Genomic DNA, 22543 nt, shown 5'->3' with positions numbered 1-22543 from the left:
CGCTCCCGCCGCCGCACCGCGACCCCTGGTGCCGCACGCCGGGCATCCCTAGACTCTGCGGAGCGCCCGCTCCGCGGGAGCTACCATCGCCGCCCCGACCGAAGCCGGGGGCGGCGTTGGTGTCTGGGACCGGCGCACACATCCCAGCGGGCGCTCAGCCCTTGAGCACGAGCAGGGAACTCGTCGCCGTCGCGAGCGGCCGACCAGTGGCATCCTCGATCACGCCCTCGGCGAAGATCACGCGCTGGCCGCCCTTCACCACCCTGCCGGTGGCGCGGATAACGCCCGAGGTCGAGATGATCGGCCGAAGGTACGAGACGTTGAGGTCGATCGACGTGTAGCCGACGCCCTTCGGCAGCGTCGTCTGCGCCGCACATCCGACGACCGTGTCGAGCAGCGTGCAGGCAAGCCCGCCGTGCACCATGCCCAGCGGGTTGTCGTGGTACTCCCCCGGCTCGCACTCGAAGACCGCCTCGCCGGGCTCCGCAGACACGATCCAGAAGTTCATCAGCCGCGAGATCGGCGGCGGCGGGTACGTCCCCGCGAGCAGCTCCCGCAGATACGCGAGGCCATCGAGATCGCGGGATGCCGCGAGCGGCGGCTTGGGATCATCCCACATGATCGAGCGAGAGCGTGCTGCGTCCGGGGCCATGCTCACACACCAGGGCGGTCAGCGTCCCAGGGCCCGGGCGAGCTTCGAGGCGGATGCCGCGTCTCGCGCGCCGGCGGCGCGCACCGCGCGCTCCACCGCGGCGAAGAACCCATCCACGTCGACCGGCGCCGCCGAGCTCAGCTCGATCTCCCACTCACGCCACGTGCGCACGGTCCCCGCGCGCAGATCGGTCGCATGCACGTGATCGTCCGCGAACTCGGCCACCACCCCGCCGTCGGCCGCGCGCAGCGCGTAAGCCGTTCGCGCGTTCTCGATGCGGGCGAGGGGCTCCAGCGGGGCCGTTGAGTAACCCTGAACCGCCTCGAGAACGTCCGCCGGGAGGTCGGCGGTCTCGCCGAGCGGCCAGTGCAACTCGGTGCGGCCGCCGTCGATAAGCGCGCCCTTCAGGTGCCACCCGGCATCCGGGCCGCCCGTCCGCCGGCGCAGGGCGACCCCCGCGCGAGCGAGCGCCAGATCGTCCGTGTCGAAGTACGCCGCATCGAGCGGGCGCGTCTCGGCCTCGCCGACCGAGTCGACGCCCGGCAGCGCGGACCAGTCCGGCAGAGGCGTGTCATCGTCGACGTCGTACTTGCGCTCCACCTCGAGGGAGCTGGTCGGCTCGGTCATGGCGTCACGTACTGTCAGTCGTCGCTGTTGGGTCCGATTTCATCGGTGGCCTCGACGAACCAGAACTCCGCCTCGGAGGGACCGTCACTGCCGCCCGTGTGCGCGAGAGCTCCCTCTCGTCGGTAGACGATCTGCCCTTCGCCGTAGGGGACGATCAGAGAGTCGAGCTCGGGCGACTCGAGGGGCAGCAGCTGCCCGTCGAGAGGCCCACCGTGAAGACGTGCGATGGCCATGTCTTCCACAGTAGACCCGGCCTTCGACCCGCGCTTGTACCCACCCGGTCTGGAAGCGTTTGCACGTCGCCTAGAATCAGCCGAATGAAGGCCATCCGCACGTTCACCGTCCGCCCGGTGCTCGCCGACTCGCTCGCCGCCCTCGACACGCTCGCCGCCAACTGGCGATGGTCCTGGAGCCGAGCGACGCATGCACTGTTCGAGACCATGGATCCGAAGCTCTGGGCAGAGGTCGGCGCCAACCCCGCCCGCATGCTCGGCGCACTGGGACAGACGAGGCTCGACGAGCTCGCGGCCGACGAGTCCTTCGTCGCGCGCGTGCGCGAAGAGTCCGAGCGCCTCAACGCCTACCTCACGGGTGACCGCTGGTTCCAGAACCTCGAGGGGCCGAAGCCCGCGCACATCGCCTACTTCTCCCCCGAGTTCGGCGTGGACGGCTCGCTTCCCCAGTACTCCGGCGGCCTCGGCATCCTGGCCGGCGATCACCTGAAGAGCTCGTCCGACCTCGGGGTTCCGCTCACGGGCGTCGGCCTCTTCTACCGGGCGGGCTACTTCCGTCAGTCGATCGGCGAAGACGGCTGGCAGCGTGAGAGTTACCCCCTCCTCGACCCCTACGGCCTCGGTCTGACCCTGCTGCGCGACGCCGACGGCTCGCCGGTCGAGATCTCGCTCACGCTTCCGCACGACCGGCAGCTGCACGCGCGCGTGTGGGTCGCGGACATCGGCCGCATCCCGCTGCTGCTCCTCGATTCCGAGACGCCCTCGAACACCGAGGAGATGCGCCGCGTCACCGACCGCCTCTACGGCGGAGGCGGCGAGCACCGCCTCTTGCAGGAGCTGCTGCTCGGCGTCGGCGGCGTGCGCGCGGTGCGCGCGTTCTGCCGGGTCACAGGGCGCCCGGCGCCCGATGTGTACCACACGAACGAAGGACACGCCGGCTTCCAGGGCCTCGAGCGGATGTCGGAGCTCATCACCCTCGACGGCCTCGCGTTCGACGAGGCACTCGCCCAGGTGCGCGCCTCCACCGTCTTCACGACGCACACTCCGGTGCCCGCCGGCATCGACCGCTTCCCGCGCGACCTGATCCGCGACTACCTGCAGAGCGGGCTGTTCGCGAGGATCGATCCGGAGCGCGCGCTCGCCCTCGGCCTCGAGGACTACGCCGGCGGTGACGGCTCGGTCTTCAACATGGCGGTGCTCGGCCTGCATCTCGGGCAGCACGCCAACGGCGTCTCCCTGCTGCACGGCGCCGTCAGCCGGGGAATGTTCGGCCAGCTCTGGCCAGGTATCGACACCGAGGAGGTGCCGATCACCTCGATCACGAACGGCGTGCACGCGCCGACGTGGGTGCACCCCGCGCTCAAGGGCGTGAGCGAGCGGGCGTTCGGCGATGCGCACTCCGACAGGCACGACTGGCGGGATGCTGCTCGGGTGTCCGACGAGGAGCTCTGGGGCGTCCGCTCACAGATGAAAAACGAGCTCGTCGGGGAGGCGCGCCGTCGTGTCGCGGCATCCGCGATGCAGGCCAGCGGACGCGACACCGCGCCCGCGTGGATCGAGGACCTGCTCGACCCGACGATCCTCACCATCGGGTTCGCTCGCCGCGTGCCGACGTACAAGCGCCTGACGCTCATGCTGCGGGACCCCGAGCGCCTGACCCGTCTGCTCACCGACCCCGAGCGCCCCGTGCAGATCCTGATCGGCGGCAAGTCGCATCCGGCCGACGACTCGGGCAAGATCCTCATCCAGCAGCTCGTCAAGTTCAGCCGCGACCCCAAGGTGCGCGGACGCATCGTCTTCCTGCCCGACTACGACATCACCCTCGCGAAGACGCTCTACCCGGGGTGCGACGTGTGGCTGAACAACCCGCTCCGTCCCCTCGAGGCCTGCGGAACGTCGGGCATGAAGGCGGCCCTGAACGGCGTGCTCAACCTGTCGATCCTCGATGGCTGGTGGGACGAGTGGTACGACGGCAAGAACGGCTGGGCGATCCCGACGGCCGACAACGCCTCGAATGATGAGGAGCGCGACGACGCCGAGGCCTCAGCGCTGTACGACCTCATCGAGCATCAGCTCGTGCCGACGTTCTACGAACGGGATGGCGGCATCCCGCGCCGCTGGCTCGAGATGGTGCGTCACACGATGACGGACCTCGGGCAGAAGGCGACGAGTGACCGGATGGTGCGCGACTACGTCACGCGCCTCTACGTGCCTGCCGCCCAGCACGACGCCGCGCTGCGCGCCGACGGCTTCACCGAGGCGCGTGAGCTCGCCGCGTTCGTCAACCGCGTCAAGGCGGCGTGGCCCAAGGTGCACGTCGCGAACGTCGACAGCTCCGGCATCCCGCAGCAGGCGCAGGCCGGCGACCGCATGGAGGTGCGGGCGTACGTCGCGCTCGACGGGCTGTCCACCGAGGATGTCGCGGTGGAGCTGGCCTACGGACGCACCGACGAGAACGACAAGCTCGCGAGCGATCACGCCGTCATGCGACTGGATGCCGCGGGCCCGGCCGACGGCGGCATCACCACGTTCACGGGCGCGCTGCCGCTGACGGTCACCGGCACGTTCGGCTACACGGTGCGCGTGATTCCGACGCATCCGCAGCTCGTCTCCCCCGTCGAGCTGGGCCTGGTCACCTACGCCTCGTGAAGCCGTTCGTCCTGCTCTCGACGCGTGCAGAAGACGGTCCGGCGGATGAGGAGTACGCGCTCTTCCTCCGCTTCTCGGGACTGGCCGAGCGCGACCTGATCCGGGTTCGCCTGGAGTCCGGACCGATGCCCCACTTCGACCTCGACGCACTGTCGGGCATCATGGTCGGCGGCGGACCGTTCAACGCATCCGATCCCGCGGAGAAGAAGTCGGCCATCCAGCACCGCGTAGAGGGCGAGTTCGCGACGCTTCTGGATGACGTGGTCGCGCGCAATTTCCCGTTCCTCGGCGCCTGCTACGGGGTGGGCACGCTCGGCGTGCATCAGCGCGCCACGATCGATCGCACGTACTCCGAGCCGATCAGCGTCGTACCGGTGACGCTGACCGATGCGGGCCGTCGCGACCCCCTGCTCGATGGGATGCCGGATACCTTCGAGGCGTTCGTCGGACATAAGGAGGCGATCTCGAGCCTGCCGCCATCGGCGATGCTGCTCGCGTCATCCCCTTCCTGCCCGGTGCAGATGTTCCGCGTGCGGGAGAACGTGTACGCGACGCAGTTCCACCCCGAGCTGGATGTCGACGGCATCACCACGCGCATCCACGCCTACTCCGGCTACGGGTACTTCGCGCCGGACGAGCTCGACCTCACGCTCGCGGCCGTCCGACGCGCCCCGGTGGCCCACACGGGCCGCATCCTCGAGAACTTCGTCGCGCGTTACGCCCGCTGACCGCCGTCCGTCCGCGCACCCCTAGCCTGGAACGATGACTGACACCGCCGACAAGGCCCGCACGTTCGCCGCCCTGCACTCCGCTGCCGAGATCCTCAGACTCGTGAACGTGTGGGATGCCGTGAGCGCGAAGGTCATCGCCGACCTGCCGGGAACCCGTGCCCTCGCGACCGCCGGACACTCCATCGCCGCCAGCCACGGGTACCCCGATGGCGAGCAGATCCCGCTCGACCTCATGATCGCGGCGATCGCCCGCATCACGGCGGCCACCGAGCTCCCGGTGAGCGCCGACCTCGACTCCGGCTACGGCGACGCGGGTGAGACGACCCGCCGTGCGATCGGCGCCGGAGCGGTCGGCGCCAACGTCGAGGACGCGATGAAGCCGCTGGCCGATTCGGTCGCCGCGGTCCGCGCGGTGATCGCGGCGGGCGAGGCCGAGGGCGTGCCGTTCGTGCTCAACGCCCGCACAGACGCCCTGATCAAGGGCGGCAAACGCCCCCTCGAGGAGTCGATCGCCGACGCGATCGAGCGAGGGCGTGCCTATCTCGCCGAGGGGGCGACCACGGTCTTCGTGCCCGGACTGCTGACCGCCGACACGACCCGCCGGCTTGTCGACGGGATCGGCGACCGCAAGATCAGCGTCATCGGCGTCCCCGGAAACCTCGCCGCGGCAGAGTACGAGGCCCTCGGCGTCGCGCGCATCTCCTATGGTCCGCTTCCGCAGCGCGTCGCGCTGACGGCGCTCAAGCGCGTCGCGCTCGACCTGATGGCGGACGGCGTGATCCCGGCCGACACCGAGGCACTCAACTAACAGCAGCCGTCCCGGAGCGCTCCTTGGCCTCGTCGCGTCGGGCGGCCTCGAGCTCGGTCGCCGCCACCATCACCCCGATCTCGGCGCGCCGCACCCGCCGCTGCGCGAAGGTCGACGCGCCGAAGCGCGCCTTCACGCGGTCGGTCTGCTCCTCCACCCCGGTCACGATGTAGGCGCCGGCGATCAGGATCACCTGCGACGACAGGTTGAGCCACAGCAGCAGAGCGATGAGCGACGCAAACGTCGTGAGCAGGGGGTTGTTGGCGGCGCCCGCGACGAACAGGTTCGAGAGCTGCTGCAGCGCGCTCAGTCCGGCCGCGCCCAGCAGCGCGCCGGGCCACAGCGTCCTGGCGGAGGGCCGCAGCCCCGAGAGCCACCGGAACATCAGGGCGATCACGACCGCGTCGAGGACGAACACGATGACGACCGAGAGGCCGGTCACGGCCAGCCCTGCGACGGGGTCCCGCGCCGAGATGCCGATCCAGCCACGCACGACCCCGAGCAGGGAGCTTCCCAGGTAGGTGGCACCGGCCGCCGCAGCCAGCAGGCCGCCGAGCAGGATCGCGAGCACGAGGTTGCGCAGGATCACCCAGACCCAGAAGATGTCGTCGGTGAGACGGTCGGCGAGGGTGCGCAGCGCGACGCGCAGCGAGCCGATGGCACCGATCGCGGCGCCCACCAGACCGATGAACGACAGGATGCCGGCGAGATTGATCGCCTCAGGCGCCTTGATGGACTCCGGATCAATGAGCCCGTCCTCTCCGAGGAGGCCGGGGATCGCCGCGTTCACCCCGTCGATCAGGGCCTCCCACGCGACGGGATTGTCCGACAGCCAGAGGGCAGCGATCGAGAATCCGAGCAGCACACCGGCGAAGACCGAGAACAGGGTGCGGTACGTGATGCTGTCGGCCAGCATGGGGCCTCGGCGCTCGATGTAGAGCAGGATCGCCCGAACGGGCTTGAGGGTGAGGGCCCACGCGGTGAGTCGCGCGATCAGGCCGGGGGGTTTGGATGCCGCGGGGTCCGCCATTCGTCCACGCTATCGGCGTCGCCGACTCCCCGGCGTCGTTTGGCAACGGAGCTTCGCGGATCCACTCGTGCGGTGACTAGACGCCTCCGAGGACTCCGACGTACCACCGGCTCACGGCCTCACCGAGCAGGATGCCGATCCACGCCCCGGCGATCATCCACGGGCCGAACGGGATCGCCGTGCGCCGGTCGGCGCGCCGGGAGGCGAGAAGGACGACGCCGTAGGCGCCTCCCAGCAGGAAGGCGGCGAAGGCGCCGACCGCCAAGGCTCCCCATCCGACCCACCCGAGGTACAGCCCGATGACACCGGCGAGCTTGACGTCACCGCCGCCCATCCCGCCAGGGCGGATCAGACGCAGAACCAGGTAGAAGCAGTAGAGCACCGCCATACCGATCACGCCGCGCACCAATTGCTGCCAGGGCGCGCCGACGAGGCACGCCACCGTGAACAGCGTGAGGCCGACGACATAGCCCGGAAGCACGATGGCGTTCGGCAGACGGTGGGTCGCGATGTCGATGGATGCCAGGACCACGCTGATCGACAGGAAGTACAGGTAGGCGGCGAGCACGACCCACGACGCCGGCCCGGCGAGCGACAGGACAGCGATGGCCTGATATGAGATATCGGCCATCACCTGTCCTGTCGCGCTTCCCGGCTCGCATGCCACCGGATCGTGCCACCGTGACCCGGCGAGTAGAACCACCGCGAACATCGCGAACGTCGTCACGATGCCGCCGGACCGAATCCGGTCCAGCCTCTCCCCAGAGCTGGATGGCGACGGCGCCCCCAGCGCCGCTACTCCCCTGACAAATCATGAGCGTTCTCTCATGTTGTGTCAACTCGACCCACCCGCGCCGAGCGAAACCTGAGCAGAACTAAAGGTCGATCAGCTCGACTTCCACGACAGCCACTGAGCCCAGCTCCAGTCCCTCGGCATCGCGGACCGCCTTCTTCAACGGCAGGGCGTACCCCGCGGATCCGGGAAAGATGGAGGTCGCCCACGAGGTCCGGCCGATTCTGGCGCGTACCCGCAGTGAGCCGAACCCGCGCGCCGGCCGGGGCAGTTCCTTGATGTCGTTCGAGAGCTCTTCGGGAAGGTGGACGAAGTACCACGACGAGTCGTCACGGGCCTCCCAGTGGGTGACCTCGCTTTCGAACTCGATCTTCACACCGGCTCCCCGGGCTCGAACCGGTCGACGAGCCGCGCGAGGCAGTCGGTCCAGCCCAGCACGTGGTCATCGCGGGCCTCCTCGTCGGCGAAGCCCGCGTGGGTCACGGTGACGCGCGTCGCACCGGATGACTCAGGCTCCGCGTGCACAGCGATGTCGGTGACCTCGGGCTCGCCATCCCACACCCACGTCGAGCGCAAGGTGGACGGCTTGTCCAACTCGGAGTACACGCCGGAGACGCCGATGCCGATGGACGTGGAACGCGCCGACCACGATCCGCCGGGCTGCGCCTCGATCTCGGCGATCGTGCCGAACGAGGCGGGCCACAGCCACGTGGCGAAGACGTGGGCATCGGTGAACGCCTCCCACACCTCGCCGACCGTCGCATCGACGATCACGGATGTCTCGAGCTCTGGCATGCACGTCACGATACGGCTACTCGGGATGCCGCCGCGACCGGTTTCCGGGCGCGGAAGAGGAGATCACGGCCGGAGAGTGACGGGCGTGCCGTCGGGCAGCGCGGCGAGCGCCTGTGTCACTTCGGCGCCGACGCGGAGGCATCCGTTGGAGACGGGCCCGGAACGCACGTCGTGGTAGTGGAAGGCGGTGATGGCAACCGGCGCGCCGCCGAACCCGTCGAGCGTCTCCGACTGCACCGAAAGGTAGATGATCGGGTTGCCTCGTGTGTACGCGTACTCCGGTTCGATGCGCGTGGTCATCAGGAACGCACGGCCGAGCGGCGTCGGCGTCGCCTCGACACCCCAGCCAAAGTCGGTAGCGACGCGCTCGGCCACGCCCGCGCGCACGATATCGATCGTCCTGGCAGAGATGCTCACATCTACGGCGACATCGCCGGGCGTGAGCTCGACATCCTGGGCGCGGAGCCAGCCCGTGAGCTGGCGAGGGTTCCCCTGCGACGGCATCGCCTGGCGACCGACGAGCAGCACCTTCACCCAGTGCTCCTGGCGCTCGAGAACGGGTACCACCGTGCCGCCGTACACGTACTCACGAGGCAGCGCGGCGACGGGTTGGCCGAGGGGGTCGGCGAAGACAGGGGCGAACGCCGCCGCGGACCGCGCGCGCCACGGCGTCACCGCGCCGAACGGGTCGTCGTCGACCGGAAGGGCGGCGTGGATCCCGAACACGTCGACGGGGGGAAGGGAGACCGTGTCGTAGACCGTCGTGTTCGCGGGCGGCCCGGTGGGTGCCGGGGTCGGTGTCGGAGTCGGTGTCGCCGTGCGATCCGTCGGCGGGGTGGATGCCGGGGCCGTCGTTTCGACCGCCACGACCGGCGCGGCGTCGCGTGAAGCGAGGAGGTAAGCGGTGCCGATGCCGGTGGCCAGGGCGACGAGGACGGCCAGGGCGACAACCACTGCGCGACGGCGCCGCGGGGGCGCGGCCGCGGCATCCTGTTCCCTCGCCTCCGGCATGAGTTCATCGTCCGCGCCGGACGACGGAGGGTCAAGCGGCGCGCTCGTCCTCCGGCGTGTCGGCACCGGACGGACGCTGCTGCCGCCGCGGAAGGATGGGACATCAGTGTCCGGTTCCGGATACTTCGTGAAATCGGCATACGCGTTACCACGGGGTTAATTGCCAGGTCAATCCCAGCCCCCCGGGCCACCGGCACGCTACATTGAAAGAAGCGATCGGCGGTTTGCCTTTGGCGTAACCCAGGTCCGGGCAACGGACCGCCGAGCGAAGTGAGAGACATATCTCTTCTACGGCATATACGGCCCTTGCTGGGGCCGGTCCCGTCCGCGAAACCCGCCCCCGCATCCAAGGGTCAGCGCCCAACATCGCGCAGTCCTACTCCGCGGTCTCCCGAGTGGTGAAGGAATCGGGTCTGCTTCGTCGGGCCCGCTGGTTCTACGCCCTCGTCGGCTCCGGACTCACCGTCGCGCTCGTCGCGACGGGCTTCGGAATCTGGCTGCTCGGCGACAGCTGGTTCCAGCTGCTCATGGCCGCCGCACTCGGCATCATCTTCACCCAGTTCGCCTTCCTCGCCCATGAGGCCTCGCACCGGCAGATCCTGAAGTCCGGTCCGAACAACGATCGCCTCGGTCGCTTTCTCGCCACGTTCGTGGTCGGCATGAGCTACGCCTGGTGGATGACGAAGCACACCCGTCACCACGCGAATCCGAACCAGATCGGTCGCGACCCCGACATCGAGATCGACACCATCTCCTTCATCGAAGAGGATGCCGCCTCGGCCAAGGGCCTTCGCGCCCTCATCACCCGCAAGCAGGGCTACGCATTCTTCCCGCTGCTGCTGCTCGAGGGCGTGAACCTGCACTTCATATCGATCAGGACGCTGGTCTCCCGCGCACCGGTGAAGGGCCGTTGGATCGAGCTGACCAGCATCGCGCTGCGCTTCGCGCTCTACCTCGGCGTCCTGTTCTGGTTCCTTCCGCTCGGCATGGCGTTCGCCTTCCTCGGCGTGCAGCTCGCCGTCTTCGGCCTCTACATGGGAGCCTCTTTCGCTCCGAACCACAAGGGCATGCCGATCATCGCGAAGGACGCGAAAGTCGACTTCTTCAGCAAGCAGGTGCTGACCTCGCGCAACATCAAGGGCCGCGTCTGGGCATCGACCCTCATGGGCGGTCTCAACTACCAGGTGGAGCACCACCTCTTCCCGAACATGCCGCGGCCGTACCTGGCCCGTGCGAGCGAAATCGTACGTGAGTACTGCAAGACGCTCGATGTTCCGTACACTGAGACAACACTGATCCGTTCTTACGGCATCGTGATCGAATATCTCAACCGCGTGGGCCTCTCGGCCCGCGATCCCTTCGACTGCCCCCTTGTAGGACAGTTCAGGCGCGTCTAGCGTCTCCCACAGAACGTCTCCGCACTACGGTGCGGCGCGAGATGGGGCCGGAGTACTGGCCCCGGTACAACGAAAGTAAGGAATAACATCATGACCACCGGCACCGTTAAGTGGTTCAACTCCGAAAAGGGCTTCGGCTTCATCGCTCCTGACGACGGCACCGCCGACGTCTTCGCTCACTACAGCGCAATCGCCACCGGCGGTTACCGCAGCCTCGAAGAGAACCAGCGTGTCGAGTTCGACACCGCTCGCGGCCCCAAGGGCCTGCAGGCGGAGAACATCCGTCTCGTCTAGTCTTCTCTGCGAAGCGCCCGGTCCCTTGGGGCCGGGCGCTTCGTCATGCGTGCGGCGTGTGGGCGGCCGCATCCTCGCTTCGCGTCCCGGAAGTTCCCGCCTGCGGGTGACGCAAGCCGTGCCGCAAGCAGGCCGGACTACCGGATCCGCCCGCGCCGCCGCTTCACCGGATCACTCGCGCCCCGACGAGCCTGATTCCGGCCCGCCGTTCGGCCGCAGCCCGGCCGGCGCGTGCGTCAACACGGGACGGAACGGGATCGATGCCGCGAGCACGAGGATCATCAGCAGCGATGCCGCCAGCAGCAGGGTCCACCAGCCGCGCGCCTCATTGCCGGGCAACGCAGCGCGCCCGAGGAACAGCGCGGTCGCGGCGGCGCCCGCCAGCAGCACAGCGCTCATGACCCCGCAGACGATGCGCGCCCACAGTGGACCTCGACCGGAGATCGCGAATCCGCCGCCGATCGCGAGCAGCGCCACCCCGACCGCTCCCCCGCCGAGCCCCTCGGTGACGAGGGCCTCCAGCGCTCCCGGCAGAAACATCGGCGCGACAGCGAAGAGAAGCGGGGCGAGTGCGAGCCAGCGCCAGCCGGGCCGGCCGCCGCGCATCCGCAGCGCATGCGCCCAGCCGAGCAGGCCACCGACGATGGCGCCAGGCAGCACGATGGCACCGAAGGTTCCGAACCAGTCGATCTTCGAGGCAGGCCCCGCGAGCTCGCTCATATAGGCCCGGAAGGCGGCCGCCCACGCGAAGCCGAAAAGGGCTCCGAGAGCGACCGCAACGCGCACGCTGGGCGGTGCCATCGAGGATCCTTCCGTGCTGCGACGGCGGCCGGCGGGGGCGGGCATCCGTTGCGGACTGGTGCTCACACTCAACCACTCGGAGGTGCTCAGCGCATCCTGCTGCATCGCCGGGACATCCGATCGGGCGTCCACTCCGAAGACTTGTCGACACGGACAGTCCGTGCGGAATGGAGTCCCGTCATGCGCAATTCACCAAATCGGATCGTCGGGGTGGTCTTCGGCGCCGTCTACCTGCTCGTCGGACTGCTCGGCTTCACCTACACCGGCGGCGTCGGATTCATCGCGACGGAGGGCGGCCTGCTGCTGGGGATCTTCGCCGTGAACCCCCTGCACAACATCGCCCACCTGCTGATCGGCGCCGCGCTGCTCATCGGGGGCCTCGTCTCGGTCAAGGCGGCGAAGACCGTCAACGTCGTCGTCGGCGCGGCATACCTGCTGCTCGGCATCGTCGGGTTCTTCCTGGTGAACACGGCGGCCAACATCCTGGCCCTCAACACGGCCGACCACTTCCTGCACCTCGCGAGCGCGATCGTGCTGCTGGCCACGGGTCTCGCGGCCGACAAGGTCGTCTCGACCCGGACTGCGGTGGCCTGACCCATGCTCACGCGTCAGTGGCCCGCCCTCTGTGCGTGGGGGGCGGGCCTCATCCACCTCGCCGTGGCGGCCGGCTCTTCGCCCCTCTGGGCAGTGCTGCTCGGCGCGATGGGTGCGCTGGAGCTCGCGTGGGGCGTGTATGCGCTCCGCAGCGGGCGGATGACCCGGCCCCGCGTCGTGATGGGTGCGGCGCTCGGCGCCATCGGGGTGTCGGGAATCGCGGGCCTCTCCGGCTCTTTCGCCGGGGTGCCGCTCGCCGCGGCAGCCGTCCTGCTGCTCGTGATCGCCTTCGCCGCCGCGGCGGTGCTGCGCGCGGAGAGACGGCGATCGCCTCGCCGCAGCACGTACGAGGCGTCGCGGCAGCGCCCCGGACGCACCCTTCTCGGACTGCTGGCCGGCGCCGCGCTGGTCGCCGGGCTCACGACTCCCGCCCTCGCCCTGACGGATGCTGGGGAGCATGCCGTTCCCCACGGCGAGACGTCGCGCCACGGTGGCCACTGACGGCAGCGGCACGCCGCCGCGCTGCACAACGGCGGATATCTCTGCCGACACGCCGGGCGATACGATTCTCGTCCGGCATGTCGAGCACGATCTCCGCCGTTGTGCACCGCCGAAACGCCGCGGAACACCGCCCCGTCCGTCCCGTCGGCCAACGGCATCCGCCCTTGTGAACGGCCGGCGCCGCCTGAGGACACGACCCTCAGTCGAAGAGCACCGCCCGCAGCGCCCGTGCCTGTTCGGCCCAGAACTCCTGGGTCACGTCAGCCTTCCGGAAGATCGCATCGAACCCGTGGAACGCTCCGGGAACGACGTACACCTCGCAGGCCACCCCTGACTCGTTGAGGCGCCGCGCGTACTCGATGTCCTCCTCGTAGAAGAGATCGAGCGTACCGACGCCGATCCACGCCGGGGGAAGACCGGAGACCGCCACCCGCCGCGCCGGAGCCGCGTACGGCGAGACATCGGATCCGCCCGGCTCGGCCCCGAGATACGACTCCCAGGCGAATCTGTTGCTTCCCGGCGTCCACACCCGCACGTTGCGGGTGTCCATGTCGGTGCGCGCTGCCGTCCGGTCATCGAGCATCGGGTAGACCAGCAGCTGGAACGCCGGCGCCGGCGCGCCGCGGTCGTAGATGAGGAGCGCCAGCGCCGCCGCCAGCCCTCCCCCGGCGCTCGCGCCGCCGATGGCCACGCGCGCGGTGTCGATGTGAAGCCGCTCGGCATGCTCGAGGAGCCCCAGATAACCGGCGAAGACGTCCTCGACAGCCGCCGGTGCGGGATGGGTCGGCGCGAAGCGGTAGGCGACCGCGGCGACCGTGATACCGAGCTCACGGGCGAAGGCGATGTTCGTCGCGTCGTCCTGCTGCGGGGAGCCGCCGATCAGCCCGCCGCCATGAACCCAGAAGAGCGCCGGTGCAGCGACGGTGAGCCCGTCCGGCCGGAAGACGCGGAGCACGACATCCGGCCCGCCCTGCGGACCCCGCACGACGAGCTCCTCGGCCGTCACGCCCTCACCAGGGTCCTTGGGCTTGGGAGCCCTGGTCGCCATGAACCGCGCGAGGCGCGGTCCGTACGAGAACTTGGGGATGCAGCGGCCCGCGCGCAGGTCGGGATGGAACACGGTCATCGGGTCTCCTGTCGAGTCCGTTCAGACTATGGGCGTTCTCGATGCTCATCGTTCGGTATCCCCGCGCGCACAACGGCAGGAATCAGGGCCGACACGCCGTGTGACGGATGCCGCTGCCGGCGTGTCGCGAACGAAGTCCGCCGTTGTGCGCGGCGGCGGCGGTGGGCAGCGGCCGGGTGGCGCCGGGCCGGGTCGTGGCCGGGCCGGGTCGGGTGAGGGTGGAGCAGAGGGCGGTTTTGGGTCAGGACCGGGTGCGGATCGCGTCGACGAGCGCCCGCGGGCTGCCGTGCCAGGGTGCACCGTGGCCGGGAATGACCCAGTCCACGTCCAGATCGGCGATCGCATCGAGCGATCGGGCCGCGGCATCCGGATCGTCGGTGAAGGGCGCAGGCTGCGGCGCCACCTCGCCCGTGAGCACGTGCCGGGTAGTCAGTGCGTCCCCGACGAACACCGCCCGGGCCAGCGGAACGTGCACGGCGATGCTTCCCGGCGAGTGCCCGGGCAGCTCGATGATGCGGGGCGCGCCCGGCAGGGGCAGGATCTCTCCGCCGCGCATCGCGACGACCTCGCTCAGCGCGGTCGTGCGGAGCCCGCCCTTGCGGAGCGAGTACCAGAAGAACCCGACCGTCGGTGCGACATGCATGTGCTGCCGGCCCGTCTTCGGCGGCTTCGCGCCCTTGGCCCTCGCGGCATCCGCTTCGTGGACGTACACCGGCACACCCGCCTCCCGGCGCAGCCGCTCGGCGAAGCCGACATGATCGGAATCGCCGTGCGTGAGGATGACTCCCTTCACGTCGTCGAGCGAGCGACCCACGGCCTCGAGCTCGCCGAGCAGGTCCTTCCGATGACCGGCGAGCCCGGCGTCGACAACGGTGATCCCCTCGTCGGTCACGATCAGATGCACGGCGATGATGTCGTTGCCTATGCGGCGAATGTGCGGTGCCAGTTCCATGGCTGCCTCCTCTGTAGACATGGCTATCATACGTAGCTATCATGGCTATTGTCAATAGCTATCGAGGAGATCCGATGCCCACTCCCCCGCGCACATCCGTCGCCGACATCATCGCCGCCGGCCGCGACATCCTCGAGGCCGACGGGCTCCCAGGCCTCACGATGCAGGCCGTTGCCGCGCGGGTCGGTGTGCGTGCGCCCTCCCTCTACAAGCACGTCAAAGACCGCGACTCGCTCGTCGGCCTGGTCGCCGACGACACCGTACGCGATCTTCGCGAGCGGCTCGAGCGAACGGATGCCGGGCTGGCGCACTTCGCACACGAGTTCCGGGCATTCGCGAAGGAGTCCCCGCAGGCGTACCAGCTCATCTTCGCGCTCGGCCCCGACGCCACTCGCCCGAACTCCGAGGTGATGGCGCAGAACAGCGAGCCGATCCTTCGCGCCGCCCGCGATCTTGTCGGAGAGGAGAACGCGCTCGAGGCCGCCCGCACGATCACCGCGTGGGCGAGCGGCTTCGTCGGCATGGAGCTCGCCGGCGCCTTCCAGCTCGGAGGGGACGTGGACCGCGCGTTCGACTACGGCATCGAGGCGCTCACGCGCGGACTCACGCGCTGAGTCCGCGGGCGTGCGCGATCCGCGCGCTCCCGCCGACCTACCAGAGCGGGTGGATGTCGGCCCGGAGTCGCCGGTCGTACACATCGCGTACGACGTCTGCGAACGCCTCCACATCGAAGCCGCCCACGTCGAATCCCAGGTCCTCGAACGGCCGGTCCTCTGCGTCGGCGTCGAGCAGGGCCGCCGCATCCGCGTTCGAGACCCCCTGCGCGACCGTGCGCGCTCCGGGGATGACGGTGGTCACGCCCGGGCGCGACGCCACCCAGGCGAGCGATGCGGCCGGCAGCGAAACCCCCTCCGGCACGGCCGCGGCGAGTTCGCGCGCCGCCTCGATCCCGACCTCGAAGTCGACCCCCGAGAACGTCTCGCCACGGTCGAACGCCTCGCCGTGGCGGTTGTAGCTGCGGTGGTCGTCAGCCGCAAACGTCGTGTCGGCGGTGTACCGGCCGGAGAGGAGCCCGGACGCGAGCGGGACGCGGGCGAGGATGCCGACTCCCGCGGCCTCCGCGGCAGGCAGCACCTCGTCGAGCGGCTTCAGCCGGAACGGATTCAGGATGATCTGGATGCTCGCGACCCCTGGCCGGGCGATGGCCGACAGTGCCTGAGCGCAGGTCTCGACCGAGACGCCATAGGCGGCGATCGACCCGTCCGCGACGAGGGCGTCGAGCGCGTCGTAGGTCGCGTCGGCCTCGATGACCTCGCTGGGCGGGCAGTGCAGCTGCACGAGGTCGAGGGTGTCCACCCCGAGGTTGGCCCGGGAGCGGTCGGTCCACAGGCGGAAGTTCTCCGCCGCGTAGTTCTCGGGCAGCTGGGCCTCGCGCCTGCCCATCTTCGTGGCGACGAAGACTCCGGCCTCGGCGCGCTCCGCGAGAAACCCACCGATCAGCTTCTCGGAACGACCGTCGCCATAGACATCCGCCGTGTCGAAGAGGGTGACACCCGCATCGACCGACGCGGTGAGGATCGCGCGAGCGTCCTCCTCGCTGACGTCCCCCCAGTCCGCGCCGAGCTGCCATGTGCCGAGACCGATCGCGGAGACGTTCCGTCCGGTCCTGCCGAGGATTCGCTGCTGCATCCCATTCCTTCCGTCGGCGCCACCCTACCCGCTGCGCGGCCGACCGGGACGGATCACGTTCAAACCTTGAGAACGCTCTCACCGTTTGGTTACAGTGCTGTAAGTGAGTGGCATCCGCCGCCGATTCCCTCGATGGAGAGGTTTTCGCATGACCAGCACACCCAGGCGTCGGTTTCGACGTCTCGCCGCTTCCGTGACGGGTGCGGCACTCGTCGCTGCCGCCCTGGTGGCATCCCCGGCGCACGCCGCTCCACCTCGGGCGGTCGATGCGTACGACCCTGACCTCGGGCCCAACGTCACGGTCTTCTCTCCGGACACTCCCTTGGCCGAGATCCAGAGCACGATGGACGAGCTCGCCGACCAGCAGCGCAACAACGAGATGGGCACCAGCAGGCACGCCGTCTACTTCCTCCCGGGCGACTATGGCACGCCGGAGATGCCGCTGCAGTTCGAGGTCGGCTACTACACCGAGGTGGCCGGGCTCGGGGCGTCGCCCGAGGATGTCAACATCAACGGGGCCATCGAGGTCTACAACCGCTGCCTCGCCGACGGGGGAACAGCCAACTGTCTCGCCCTCGTCAACTTCTGGCGCACGATCTCCAACCTCTCGCTCCAGGTGAATAAGGCGGGGCAGGACGAATGCCGCGCGAGCGCGAACTTCTGGGCCGTCTCGCAGGCGGTCTCGATGCGCCGCCTGGACATCTCGGGTGCCAACCTGTCGCTCATGGACTACTGCACCGCCGGTCCGCAGTACGCCAGCGGTGGGTACATCGCAGACTCGCGTCTGCCCTTCGTCGTCAGCGGGTCGCAGCAGCAGTGGCTGACCCGCAACAGCGAGGTCGCGGGGTGGAGCAACGGCGTGTGGAACCAGGTCTTCTCGGGAGTCGTCGGCGCCCCTGCGGATGACGCATTCCCGGCGCCCCCGTACACGACGATCGAGAAGACCCCCCTCAGCCGGGAGAAGCCGTACCTCTCCGTGGATGACGCGGGCGCCTACAACGTGCGAGTGCCGGCCGCGCGGACGAACACGAGCGGCGTCTCCTGGGCCGATGGCGAGACAGCGGGGCGCAGCATCCCGATCACCGACTTCTTTCTCGCGACGCCGTCGGACAGCGTGAAGGACATCAACAACGCGCTGGCCCGCGGGCAGCACCTGATCTTCACGCCCGGCCTCTACGACATCGACCGGACGATCGACGTCAAGCGGGCCGACACGGTGGTGCTCGGTCTCGGGCACGCCACGCTCACCGCGGCGAACGGCGTGGTCCCGATGGAGATCAAGGATGTCGAGGGCGTCGTCGTCGCCGGCATCACGATCGACGCGGGCACAAGCCTCTCCCCTGTGCTGCTGAAGGTCGGCAGGAAGGACAGCGGCAAGCAGCTGCCGGATTCGAACCCGATCACGCTCAACGACGTGTACTTCCGCGTCGGTGGGCCGCACGTCGGCAAGGCGACGACGGCCGTCGAGATCAATTCCGATCACGTGCTCATCGACCACATCTGGGTGTGGCGCGCCGACCACGGGCTCGAGGGCTTCACCAACGGAGTGAACGGCGACACCGACCGCTGGGCGACGAACATCGGCACCAACGGCGTGATCGTCAACGGCGACAACGTGACCGCCACGGGTCTGTTCGTGGAGCACTTCCAGCAGTACAACACGCTGTGGAACGGCGACGGCGGCCGCGTCATCCTGTATCAGAATGAGCTGCCGTACGATCCCCCGACCCAGGCAGACTGGACACAGCCCGACGGCACGCTCGGCTATCCCGGATACGCCGTGGGACCGGATGTCACGACGCACCGCCTCGACGGCGCCGGGGTGTACGTCTTCAACCAGAACAACCCGTCGATCGTCACGGCCAACGGGTTCACGGCACCTCAGGCGCCGGGCGTGCGGCTGCACCACATCATGACGGTCAACCTCAGTGCCGGCACCATCCAGCACGTGGTGAACGGCGTGGGTGGCCAGGTCGACAATACGAACACGGGCGCTCCGGCGTACGTGCCGGCCTACCCGGCGCCCTAGGCCCCGCCCCCCGAGAGGCAGGCAGCCGGTAGGCGGACGTCCCGGCGGTGCAGCACGCACCGCCGGGACGTTTCCTGCGTCACAGTGGAGGGATGGATTACGGGCATCCGCTGCACTTCGGCACGTTCATCACTCCGACGAACGCCGAGCCGCACGGAGCGGTCGCCCTCGCCGTGCTGAGCGAGGAGCTCGGCTACGACCTGGTCGCGTTCCAGGACCATCCGTATCAACCCCGATTCCACGACACGTGGACGCTGCTCTCCTACGTCGCCGCGGTGACGACGAGGATCCAGCTCGCGCCGAACGTGCTCAACCTGCCACTGCGGCCGGTGCCGGTGATCGCCCGTTCCGCGGCGTCGCTCGACCTGCTGAGCGACGGACGCTTCAACCTGGGGCTGGGCGCCGGTGCGTTCTGGGATGCCATCGAGGCCATGGGCGGTCGGCGCCTGAGTCCGGGCCAGGCGGTCGACGCCCTGTCCGAGGCGATCGACCTGATCCGGGGCATCTGGGATCCCGGTGACCGCACGCCTCTGCACGGCGGCCGGTACGACACCGTGCGCGGGGCCAAGCGCGGCCCGGTTCCCGCCCACGCAATCCCCATCTGGGTGGGAGCCTACAAGCCCCGCATGCTCGGGATCACGGGTGCCAAGGCCGACGGCTGGCTGCCGAGTCTCGGGCGCATGGAGTCCGCGGATCTGCGCGAGGCGAACGCGCGGATCGATGACGCGGCGGATCGCGCGGGCCGCGCCCCCGCCGACGTGCGCCGGCTGCTGAACATCTCCGGACGGGAAGGGGTGAAGCGCCTCGCGGACCTGGCACTGGTGCACGGGTTCAGCACCTTCATCGTCGGCTCGGACGATGGCGCGTTCCTGCGCTCGTTCGCAGAGGAGACAGCGCCGCGCGTCCGGGAAATCGTCGAAGAAGGGCGCCGCGCGGGACCTCGGGGCTGATGCGCTCCGCGATCGGGCGCGGGTCAGTCCGTCGAGATGGGTTCGATGAGGGACGCGTCGGTGGGATCCGCGGTGCGGGTGTTGTTCACTCGCCGATCCACCTCGTAACCCGCGATGGTGCCGGCGACCTTGTCGGACTCCTCGTTCAGCAGCTCGATCAGCTGTTCCTTGCCGGCGGCATCCAGCTTGTCCGGAGTCAAGAAGTGGTCCCAGGCGGCCGGCTCGAGGAAGACGGGCATCCGGTCGTGGATCTCGCCCGACGCATCCCGCGCCGGACGGGTGATGATCGCCGCCGAGACCTCCCAATCGTCGTCGACCTTGCGAACGGTGTAGATGCCCGCCGCCGCGAGAAGTCCGCCTGACTGAGCGCGCAGGAAGTGCGCCTGCTTGTTGCCCGGCTCTCCCGTCCATTCGTAGTAGCCGAGCATCGGGAACAGGGCTCGGGAGGACGCGAAGGCGCCCTTCCAGAGACCGTTGGTGGCGACCGTCTCGATGCGGGCGTTGAACTGGGGGCGCTTGGATTCCTTCATGAACGCCGGATGGAAGTTCCACACCGCGGCATCCACCGTCCGCCTGATCTCACCGGTCTTCTCGTCCGCTCGCTCGCGCACGATCGGCACCGTGTTCGTCGGCGCTATCGAATAGCTTCCCGTCCACTCGCGGAAGTCCCCGCCGGCAGCGACGAATTCCTGGATCAGCTCATCAGTCTTGGCGTTCAGCGCGAACCGGCCACACATGCGCCGAGGGTACCAGCCCGCATCACCCGGCGTGACCCGGCAGGCGACATAGGAATCGCATAGCGGACGCAACGTTGCGTCATCGACAGGGACCGGATGCTGGTTCTCGTCAGGATTCCGTCGACTTGCTTGGAGAGATCATGCGCCGCATTCCCGAACCGCAGCAGACCACGCAGGGCCCCCGTTTCGAGGGCCGATTGCTCGATCATTCCCGTGAGGAGGTGGTCGACCAGGGCGCGCCGTTCGACATCCGCACGCTCATCAGCCGACGCGGGGTCCTCAGCCTCGTGGGTGTGGGGATGGGCGCGGCGGCGCTCGCGGCGTGCGCGCCCAGCGCGACGGGCACCACTTCGACCCCCACGTCCACATCGTCTCCGACCGACACCCCGACCGAGTCCTCTGCGCCCGGCTCGACGGCCGTCCCGGCGCGTGAGATCCCGGACGAGACTGCGGGACCGTACCCCGGCGATGGGTCCAACGGGCCCGACATCTTGGAGCAGTCGGGCATCGTGCGCAGCGACATCCGCAGCAGCCTCGACGGCGGAGCGACCGCCGAGGGCGTACCGATGACGCTCAACCTCACGATCCTCGATGCCGCTCATGGCGATGTCCCATTCCAGAACGTCGCCGTCTACGCGTGGCACTGCGACGCCCAGGGCGGGTACTCGATGTACTCGGAGGGCGTCGAAGACCAGACCTATCTCCGAGGCGTCCAGGTCGCGGGCCCTGACGGTCTGGTCTCGTTCACCTCGATCTTCCCCGCCTGTTACGCGGGACGGTGGCCGCACATCCACTTCGAGGTCTACCCGACTCTGGATGCGATCACCGACTCGGCCAACGTGATCGCCACCTCTCAGGTGGCCCTGCCCAAGGGCGTCAGCGACACCGTGTACGCCCTGTCCGAGTACAACGGATCAAGCGCGAACATGTCGCAGGTGTCCCTCGCCGGCGACAACGTCTTCGGCGACGACGCCGGAGCGCTGCAACTCGCGACCGTCACCGGCGATACGACCGCCGGCTTCACCGTCGCGCTGACCGTGCGCGTCGACACCGCCACGGTGCCGGCGGCCGGATCGGCGCCCGGAGGCGGCGGGCCCGGCGGCGGCCGCCCCTGACCTCCGCCGTGAGGGTGACATCCGGCGCGATGACCTTGGGAAACCTAGATCGCTTCTCGCATCCTCCGGACCACCTCGCGCTGCGCATCGAGTCCCGCGCGCGTGGGGATGAGCGGGTAGACGTGCACCTGCCCGGCGACCTCCCGCAACTCGAGTGCCACGCCAGCAGCATGAGCTCTTCCCGCAAGAAGGTGCGCGTCCGGGTTGAGGACGTCGCGTGTCCCGGTGAAGACGGTCACCGGCCCGAGCCCGGCGAGGTCGCCGAAGAGAGGACTGACGGCTGGATCGAGGAGGTCCAACCCGCCCCGCCAGTGCTCTGCCAGGACTTTGCCGCCGGGCGTACCGAGCCACGGGTCCGTCGGCTGCACCGCCGGGATTCGGGGGTTGCTCCAGGAAAGGTCGAGCGCAGGAGAGATGAGGAGGGTGTGCGGCAAGACCACGCCCTCGTCGCGAAGCGCGAGTGCGGTGGACAAGGCGATCTGACCCCCCGCGGAATCGCCGGCAAGGCACGTCGCACCGAACCGCTCACGACTGCGACGCACCAGCGCGAGGACCCCCTCGCGCGCCTGCCGCGCGGTGCCGAAGGGGACGAGCGGGTAGATCGGCACGGTCACCGCCATCGACGCCTCGTCGGCGATCCGAGCGGCCAGTTGCCAGTGCTGGGGCGCGATCTCGTTGACCCAGCCGCCACCGTGCACGTAGACGGCACCGCCCTGGATCTCCCGCGGCAGGATCGTATAGACCGGCCAGCCGTCGACATGCTCGACGTCGAGACGGATGCCGGGCCGCAACCGCGGCGGGGGTCCGTACGGGATGGGCCGGAGCTCGCGTTGCCGGATCCGTCTCCTGGCGCCCTCAGCGGTGACGAACGGGCGGTTGGCGCGGAGCAGCCGCAGCGCCAGCGGCACGAAAGCGTCGGGAACGACGAGTGTCATCCCCCCAGCATCGTGCACGGACGATGAGACGAGGCACGCGATGCTGGGTTCATGCCCCTGCCCTGGGATTTGCCGCCCTGCTCGACCTCGCCTT

At 69.2% G+C, this 22543-nt stretch carries 25 protein-coding genes; 11 read left to right on the top strand and 14 right to left on the bottom strand.

Annotated elements, in window-relative coordinates:
* Positions 1 to 154 precede the first annotated feature (154 nt).
* The 3 genes from ACLQ2Q_RS03180 to ACLQ2Q_RS03170 are packed head-to-tail and all read right to left on the bottom strand — an operon-like array spanning position 155 to position 1512.
* Positions 155 to 619, bottom strand: coding sequence for a PaaI family thioesterase (locus tag ACLQ2Q_RS03180; RefSeq protein WP_425817856.1), 465 nt, complete (start codon positions 617 to 619; stop codon positions 155 to 157).
* Between the two features lie 51 nt (positions 620 to 670).
* Positions 671 to 1279 carry a CYTH domain-containing protein gene (locus ACLQ2Q_RS03175; RefSeq protein WP_425817854.1) on the bottom strand — a complete coding sequence of 203 codons (609 nt, stop codon included), beginning with the start codon at positions 1277 to 1279 and terminating at the stop codon, positions 671 to 673.
* Positions 1280 to 1293: 14 nt separating this feature from the next.
* The gene (locus ACLQ2Q_RS03170; RefSeq protein WP_425817852.1) at positions 1294 to 1512 is read right to left on the bottom strand and encodes a response regulator; all 219 of its coding nucleotides are present in this window, start codon (positions 1510 to 1512) and stop codon (positions 1294 to 1296) included.
* A gap of 84 nt (positions 1513 to 1596) precedes the next feature.
* Between ACLQ2Q_RS03170 and glgP the strand changes: the two genes are divergently transcribed.
* Genes glgP through ACLQ2Q_RS03155 form a run of 3 tightly spaced genes read left to right on the top strand, consistent with a single transcriptional unit; the run spans position 1597 to position 5700 of the window.
* Positions 1597 to 4161, top strand: a complete 2565-nt coding sequence (gene glgP / locus ACLQ2Q_RS03165; protein WP_425817850.1) for an alpha-glucan family phosphorylase — start codon at positions 1597 to 1599, stop codon at positions 4159 to 4161.
* The gene (locus tag ACLQ2Q_RS03160; protein WP_425817848.1) at positions 4158 to 4889 is read left to right on the top strand and encodes a glutamine amidotransferase; all 732 of its coding nucleotides are present in this window, start codon (positions 4158 to 4160) and stop codon (positions 4887 to 4889) included. The genes glgP and ACLQ2Q_RS03160 overlap by 4 nt, the downstream gene beginning before the upstream one ends.
* A 34-nt stretch (positions 4890 to 4923) precedes the next feature.
* Positions 4924 to 5700: an isocitrate lyase/PEP mutase family protein gene (locus ACLQ2Q_RS03155; protein WP_425817846.1), complete on the top strand. Its 777-nt coding sequence runs from the start codon at positions 4924 to 4926 to the stop codon at positions 5698 to 5700.
* Here the strand turns inward: ACLQ2Q_RS03155 and ACLQ2Q_RS03150 are convergent.
* The 5 genes from ACLQ2Q_RS03150 to ACLQ2Q_RS03130 form a co-directional block, all read right to left on the bottom strand.
* On the bottom strand, positions 5693 to 6730 hold the full coding sequence (locus ACLQ2Q_RS03150) for a YhjD/YihY/BrkB family envelope integrity protein (RefSeq protein WP_425817844.1): 1038 nt from the start codon (positions 6728 to 6730) through the stop codon (positions 5693 to 5695). The two genes, ACLQ2Q_RS03155 and ACLQ2Q_RS03150, sit on opposite strands and share 8 nt — an antisense overlap.
* A 76-nt stretch (positions 6731 to 6806) precedes the next feature.
* Positions 6807 to 7361: a prepilin peptidase gene (locus ACLQ2Q_RS03145; protein ID WP_425817842.1), complete on the bottom strand. Its 555-nt coding sequence runs from the start codon at positions 7359 to 7361 to the stop codon at positions 6807 to 6809.
* A gap of 244 nt (positions 7362 to 7605) precedes the next feature.
* Positions 7606 to 7899 carry a DUF1905 domain-containing protein gene (locus ACLQ2Q_RS03140; RefSeq protein ID WP_425817840.1) on the bottom strand — a complete coding sequence of 98 codons (294 nt, stop codon included), beginning with the start codon at positions 7897 to 7899 and terminating at the stop codon, positions 7606 to 7608.
* Complete coding sequence (locus tag ACLQ2Q_RS03135) at positions 7896 to 8318, bottom strand: SRPBCC family protein (RefSeq protein WP_425817838.1); 423 nt, start codon at positions 8316 to 8318, stop codon at positions 7896 to 7898. The genes ACLQ2Q_RS03140 and ACLQ2Q_RS03135 overlap by 4 nt, the downstream gene beginning before the upstream one ends.
* A 63-nt stretch (positions 8319 to 8381) precedes the next feature.
* Positions 8382 to 9329 (bottom strand): L,D-transpeptidase, encoded by a 948-nt coding sequence (locus tag ACLQ2Q_RS03130; RefSeq protein ID WP_425817837.1) that lies wholly within the window; start codon positions 9327 to 9329, stop codon positions 8382 to 8384.
* 281 nt (positions 9330 to 9610) lie between these two features.
* Here ACLQ2Q_RS03130 and ACLQ2Q_RS03125 point away from each other — a divergent pair, with 281 nt between their 5' ends.
* On the top strand, positions 9611 to 10726 hold the full coding sequence (locus ACLQ2Q_RS03125; RefSeq protein WP_425818609.1) for a fatty acid desaturase family protein: 1116 nt from the start codon (positions 9611 to 9613) through the stop codon (positions 10724 to 10726).
* A gap of 90 nt (positions 10727 to 10816) precedes the next feature.
* Positions 10817 to 11020: a cold-shock protein gene (locus ACLQ2Q_RS03120; RefSeq protein ID WP_425817835.1), complete on the top strand. Its 204-nt coding sequence runs from the start codon at positions 10817 to 10819 to the stop codon at positions 11018 to 11020.
* Positions 11021 to 11191: 171 nt separating this feature from the next.
* Here ACLQ2Q_RS03120 and ACLQ2Q_RS03115 read toward each other — a convergent pair whose 3' ends face one another.
* Entirely contained in the window at positions 11192 to 11821 is a 630-nt protein-coding gene (locus ACLQ2Q_RS03115; RefSeq protein ID WP_425817833.1) for a hypothetical protein, read from the bottom strand.
* A 180-nt stretch (positions 11822 to 12001) separates the two neighbouring features.
* On the opposite strand from ACLQ2Q_RS03115, the gene ACLQ2Q_RS03110 reads away from it, so the two are divergent.
* Together ACLQ2Q_RS03110 and ACLQ2Q_RS03105 are read left to right on the top strand one after the other, a co-directional pair.
* Positions 12002 to 12415, top strand: a complete 414-nt coding sequence (locus ACLQ2Q_RS03110; protein WP_425817831.1) for a DUF4383 domain-containing protein — start codon at positions 12002 to 12004, stop codon at positions 12413 to 12415.
* Positions 12416 to 12418: 3 nt separating this feature from the next.
* The gene (locus ACLQ2Q_RS03105) at positions 12419 to 12916 is read left to right on the top strand and encodes a hypothetical protein (RefSeq protein WP_425817829.1); all 498 of its coding nucleotides are present in this window, start codon (positions 12419 to 12421) and stop codon (positions 12914 to 12916) included.
* 199 nt (positions 12917 to 13115) lie between these two features.
* Here ACLQ2Q_RS03105 and ACLQ2Q_RS03100 read toward each other — a convergent pair whose 3' ends face one another.
* Both ACLQ2Q_RS03100 and ACLQ2Q_RS03095 read right to left on the bottom strand, forming a co-directional pair.
* Positions 13116 to 14042 carry an alpha/beta hydrolase gene (locus ACLQ2Q_RS03100; protein WP_425817827.1) on the bottom strand — a complete coding sequence of 309 codons (927 nt, stop codon included), beginning with the start codon at positions 14040 to 14042 and terminating at the stop codon, positions 13116 to 13118.
* A 241-nt stretch (positions 14043 to 14283) separates the two neighbouring features.
* Entirely contained in the window at positions 14284 to 15015 is a 732-nt protein-coding gene (locus tag ACLQ2Q_RS03095) for an MBL fold metallo-hydrolase (RefSeq protein WP_425817825.1), read from the bottom strand.
* Between the two features lie 53 nt (positions 15016 to 15068).
* On the opposite strand from ACLQ2Q_RS03095, the gene ACLQ2Q_RS03090 reads away from it, so the two are divergent.
* Complete coding sequence (locus ACLQ2Q_RS03090) at positions 15069 to 15608, top strand: WHG domain-containing protein (RefSeq protein ID WP_425817823.1); 540 nt, start codon at positions 15069 to 15071, stop codon at positions 15606 to 15608.
* Positions 15609 to 15645: 37 nt separating this feature from the next.
* Here ACLQ2Q_RS03090 and ACLQ2Q_RS03085 read toward each other — a convergent pair whose 3' ends face one another.
* On the bottom strand, positions 15646 to 16683 hold the full coding sequence (locus ACLQ2Q_RS03085) for an aldo/keto reductase (RefSeq protein WP_425817821.1): 1038 nt from the start codon (positions 16681 to 16683) through the stop codon (positions 15646 to 15648).
* A gap of 148 nt (positions 16684 to 16831) precedes the next feature.
* Between ACLQ2Q_RS03085 and ACLQ2Q_RS03080 the strand changes: the two genes are divergently transcribed.
* The gene (locus ACLQ2Q_RS03080) at positions 16832 to 18712 is read left to right on the top strand and encodes an adenylyl cyclase (RefSeq protein WP_425817819.1); all 1881 of its coding nucleotides are present in this window, start codon (positions 16832 to 16834) and stop codon (positions 18710 to 18712) included.
* Positions 18713 to 18804: 92 nt separating this feature from the next.
* Positions 18805 to 19662, top strand: a complete 858-nt coding sequence (locus ACLQ2Q_RS03075; RefSeq protein ID WP_425817817.1) for an LLM class flavin-dependent oxidoreductase — start codon at positions 18805 to 18807, stop codon at positions 19660 to 19662.
* A gap of 23 nt (positions 19663 to 19685) precedes the next feature.
* On the opposite strand, the gene ACLQ2Q_RS03070 is transcribed toward ACLQ2Q_RS03075, so the two are convergent.
* Entirely contained in the window at positions 19686 to 20399 is a 714-nt protein-coding gene (locus tag ACLQ2Q_RS03070) for an SOS response-associated peptidase (protein WP_425817815.1), read from the bottom strand.
* A 140-nt stretch (positions 20400 to 20539) separates the two neighbouring features.
* Between ACLQ2Q_RS03070 and ACLQ2Q_RS03065 the strand changes: the two genes are divergently transcribed.
* Positions 20540 to 21514 (top strand): intradiol ring-cleavage dioxygenase, encoded by a 975-nt coding sequence (locus ACLQ2Q_RS03065; protein WP_425817813.1) that lies wholly within the window; start codon positions 20540 to 20542, stop codon positions 21512 to 21514.
* Between the two features lie 44 nt (positions 21515 to 21558).
* Here ACLQ2Q_RS03065 and ACLQ2Q_RS03060 read toward each other — a convergent pair whose 3' ends face one another.
* Positions 21559 to 22449: an alpha/beta hydrolase fold domain-containing protein gene (locus tag ACLQ2Q_RS03060; RefSeq protein ID WP_425817811.1), complete on the bottom strand. Its 891-nt coding sequence runs from the start codon at positions 22447 to 22449 to the stop codon at positions 21559 to 21561.
* Positions 22450 to 22543 lie beyond the last annotated feature (94 nt).

Source organism: Microbacterium sp. DT81.1 (genome assembly GCF_049844955.1).
Taxonomy (GTDB): Bacteria; Actinomycetota; Actinomycetes; order Actinomycetales; family Microbacteriaceae; genus Microbacterium.
This window is presented reverse-complemented; position numbering and strand designations above follow the sequence as displayed.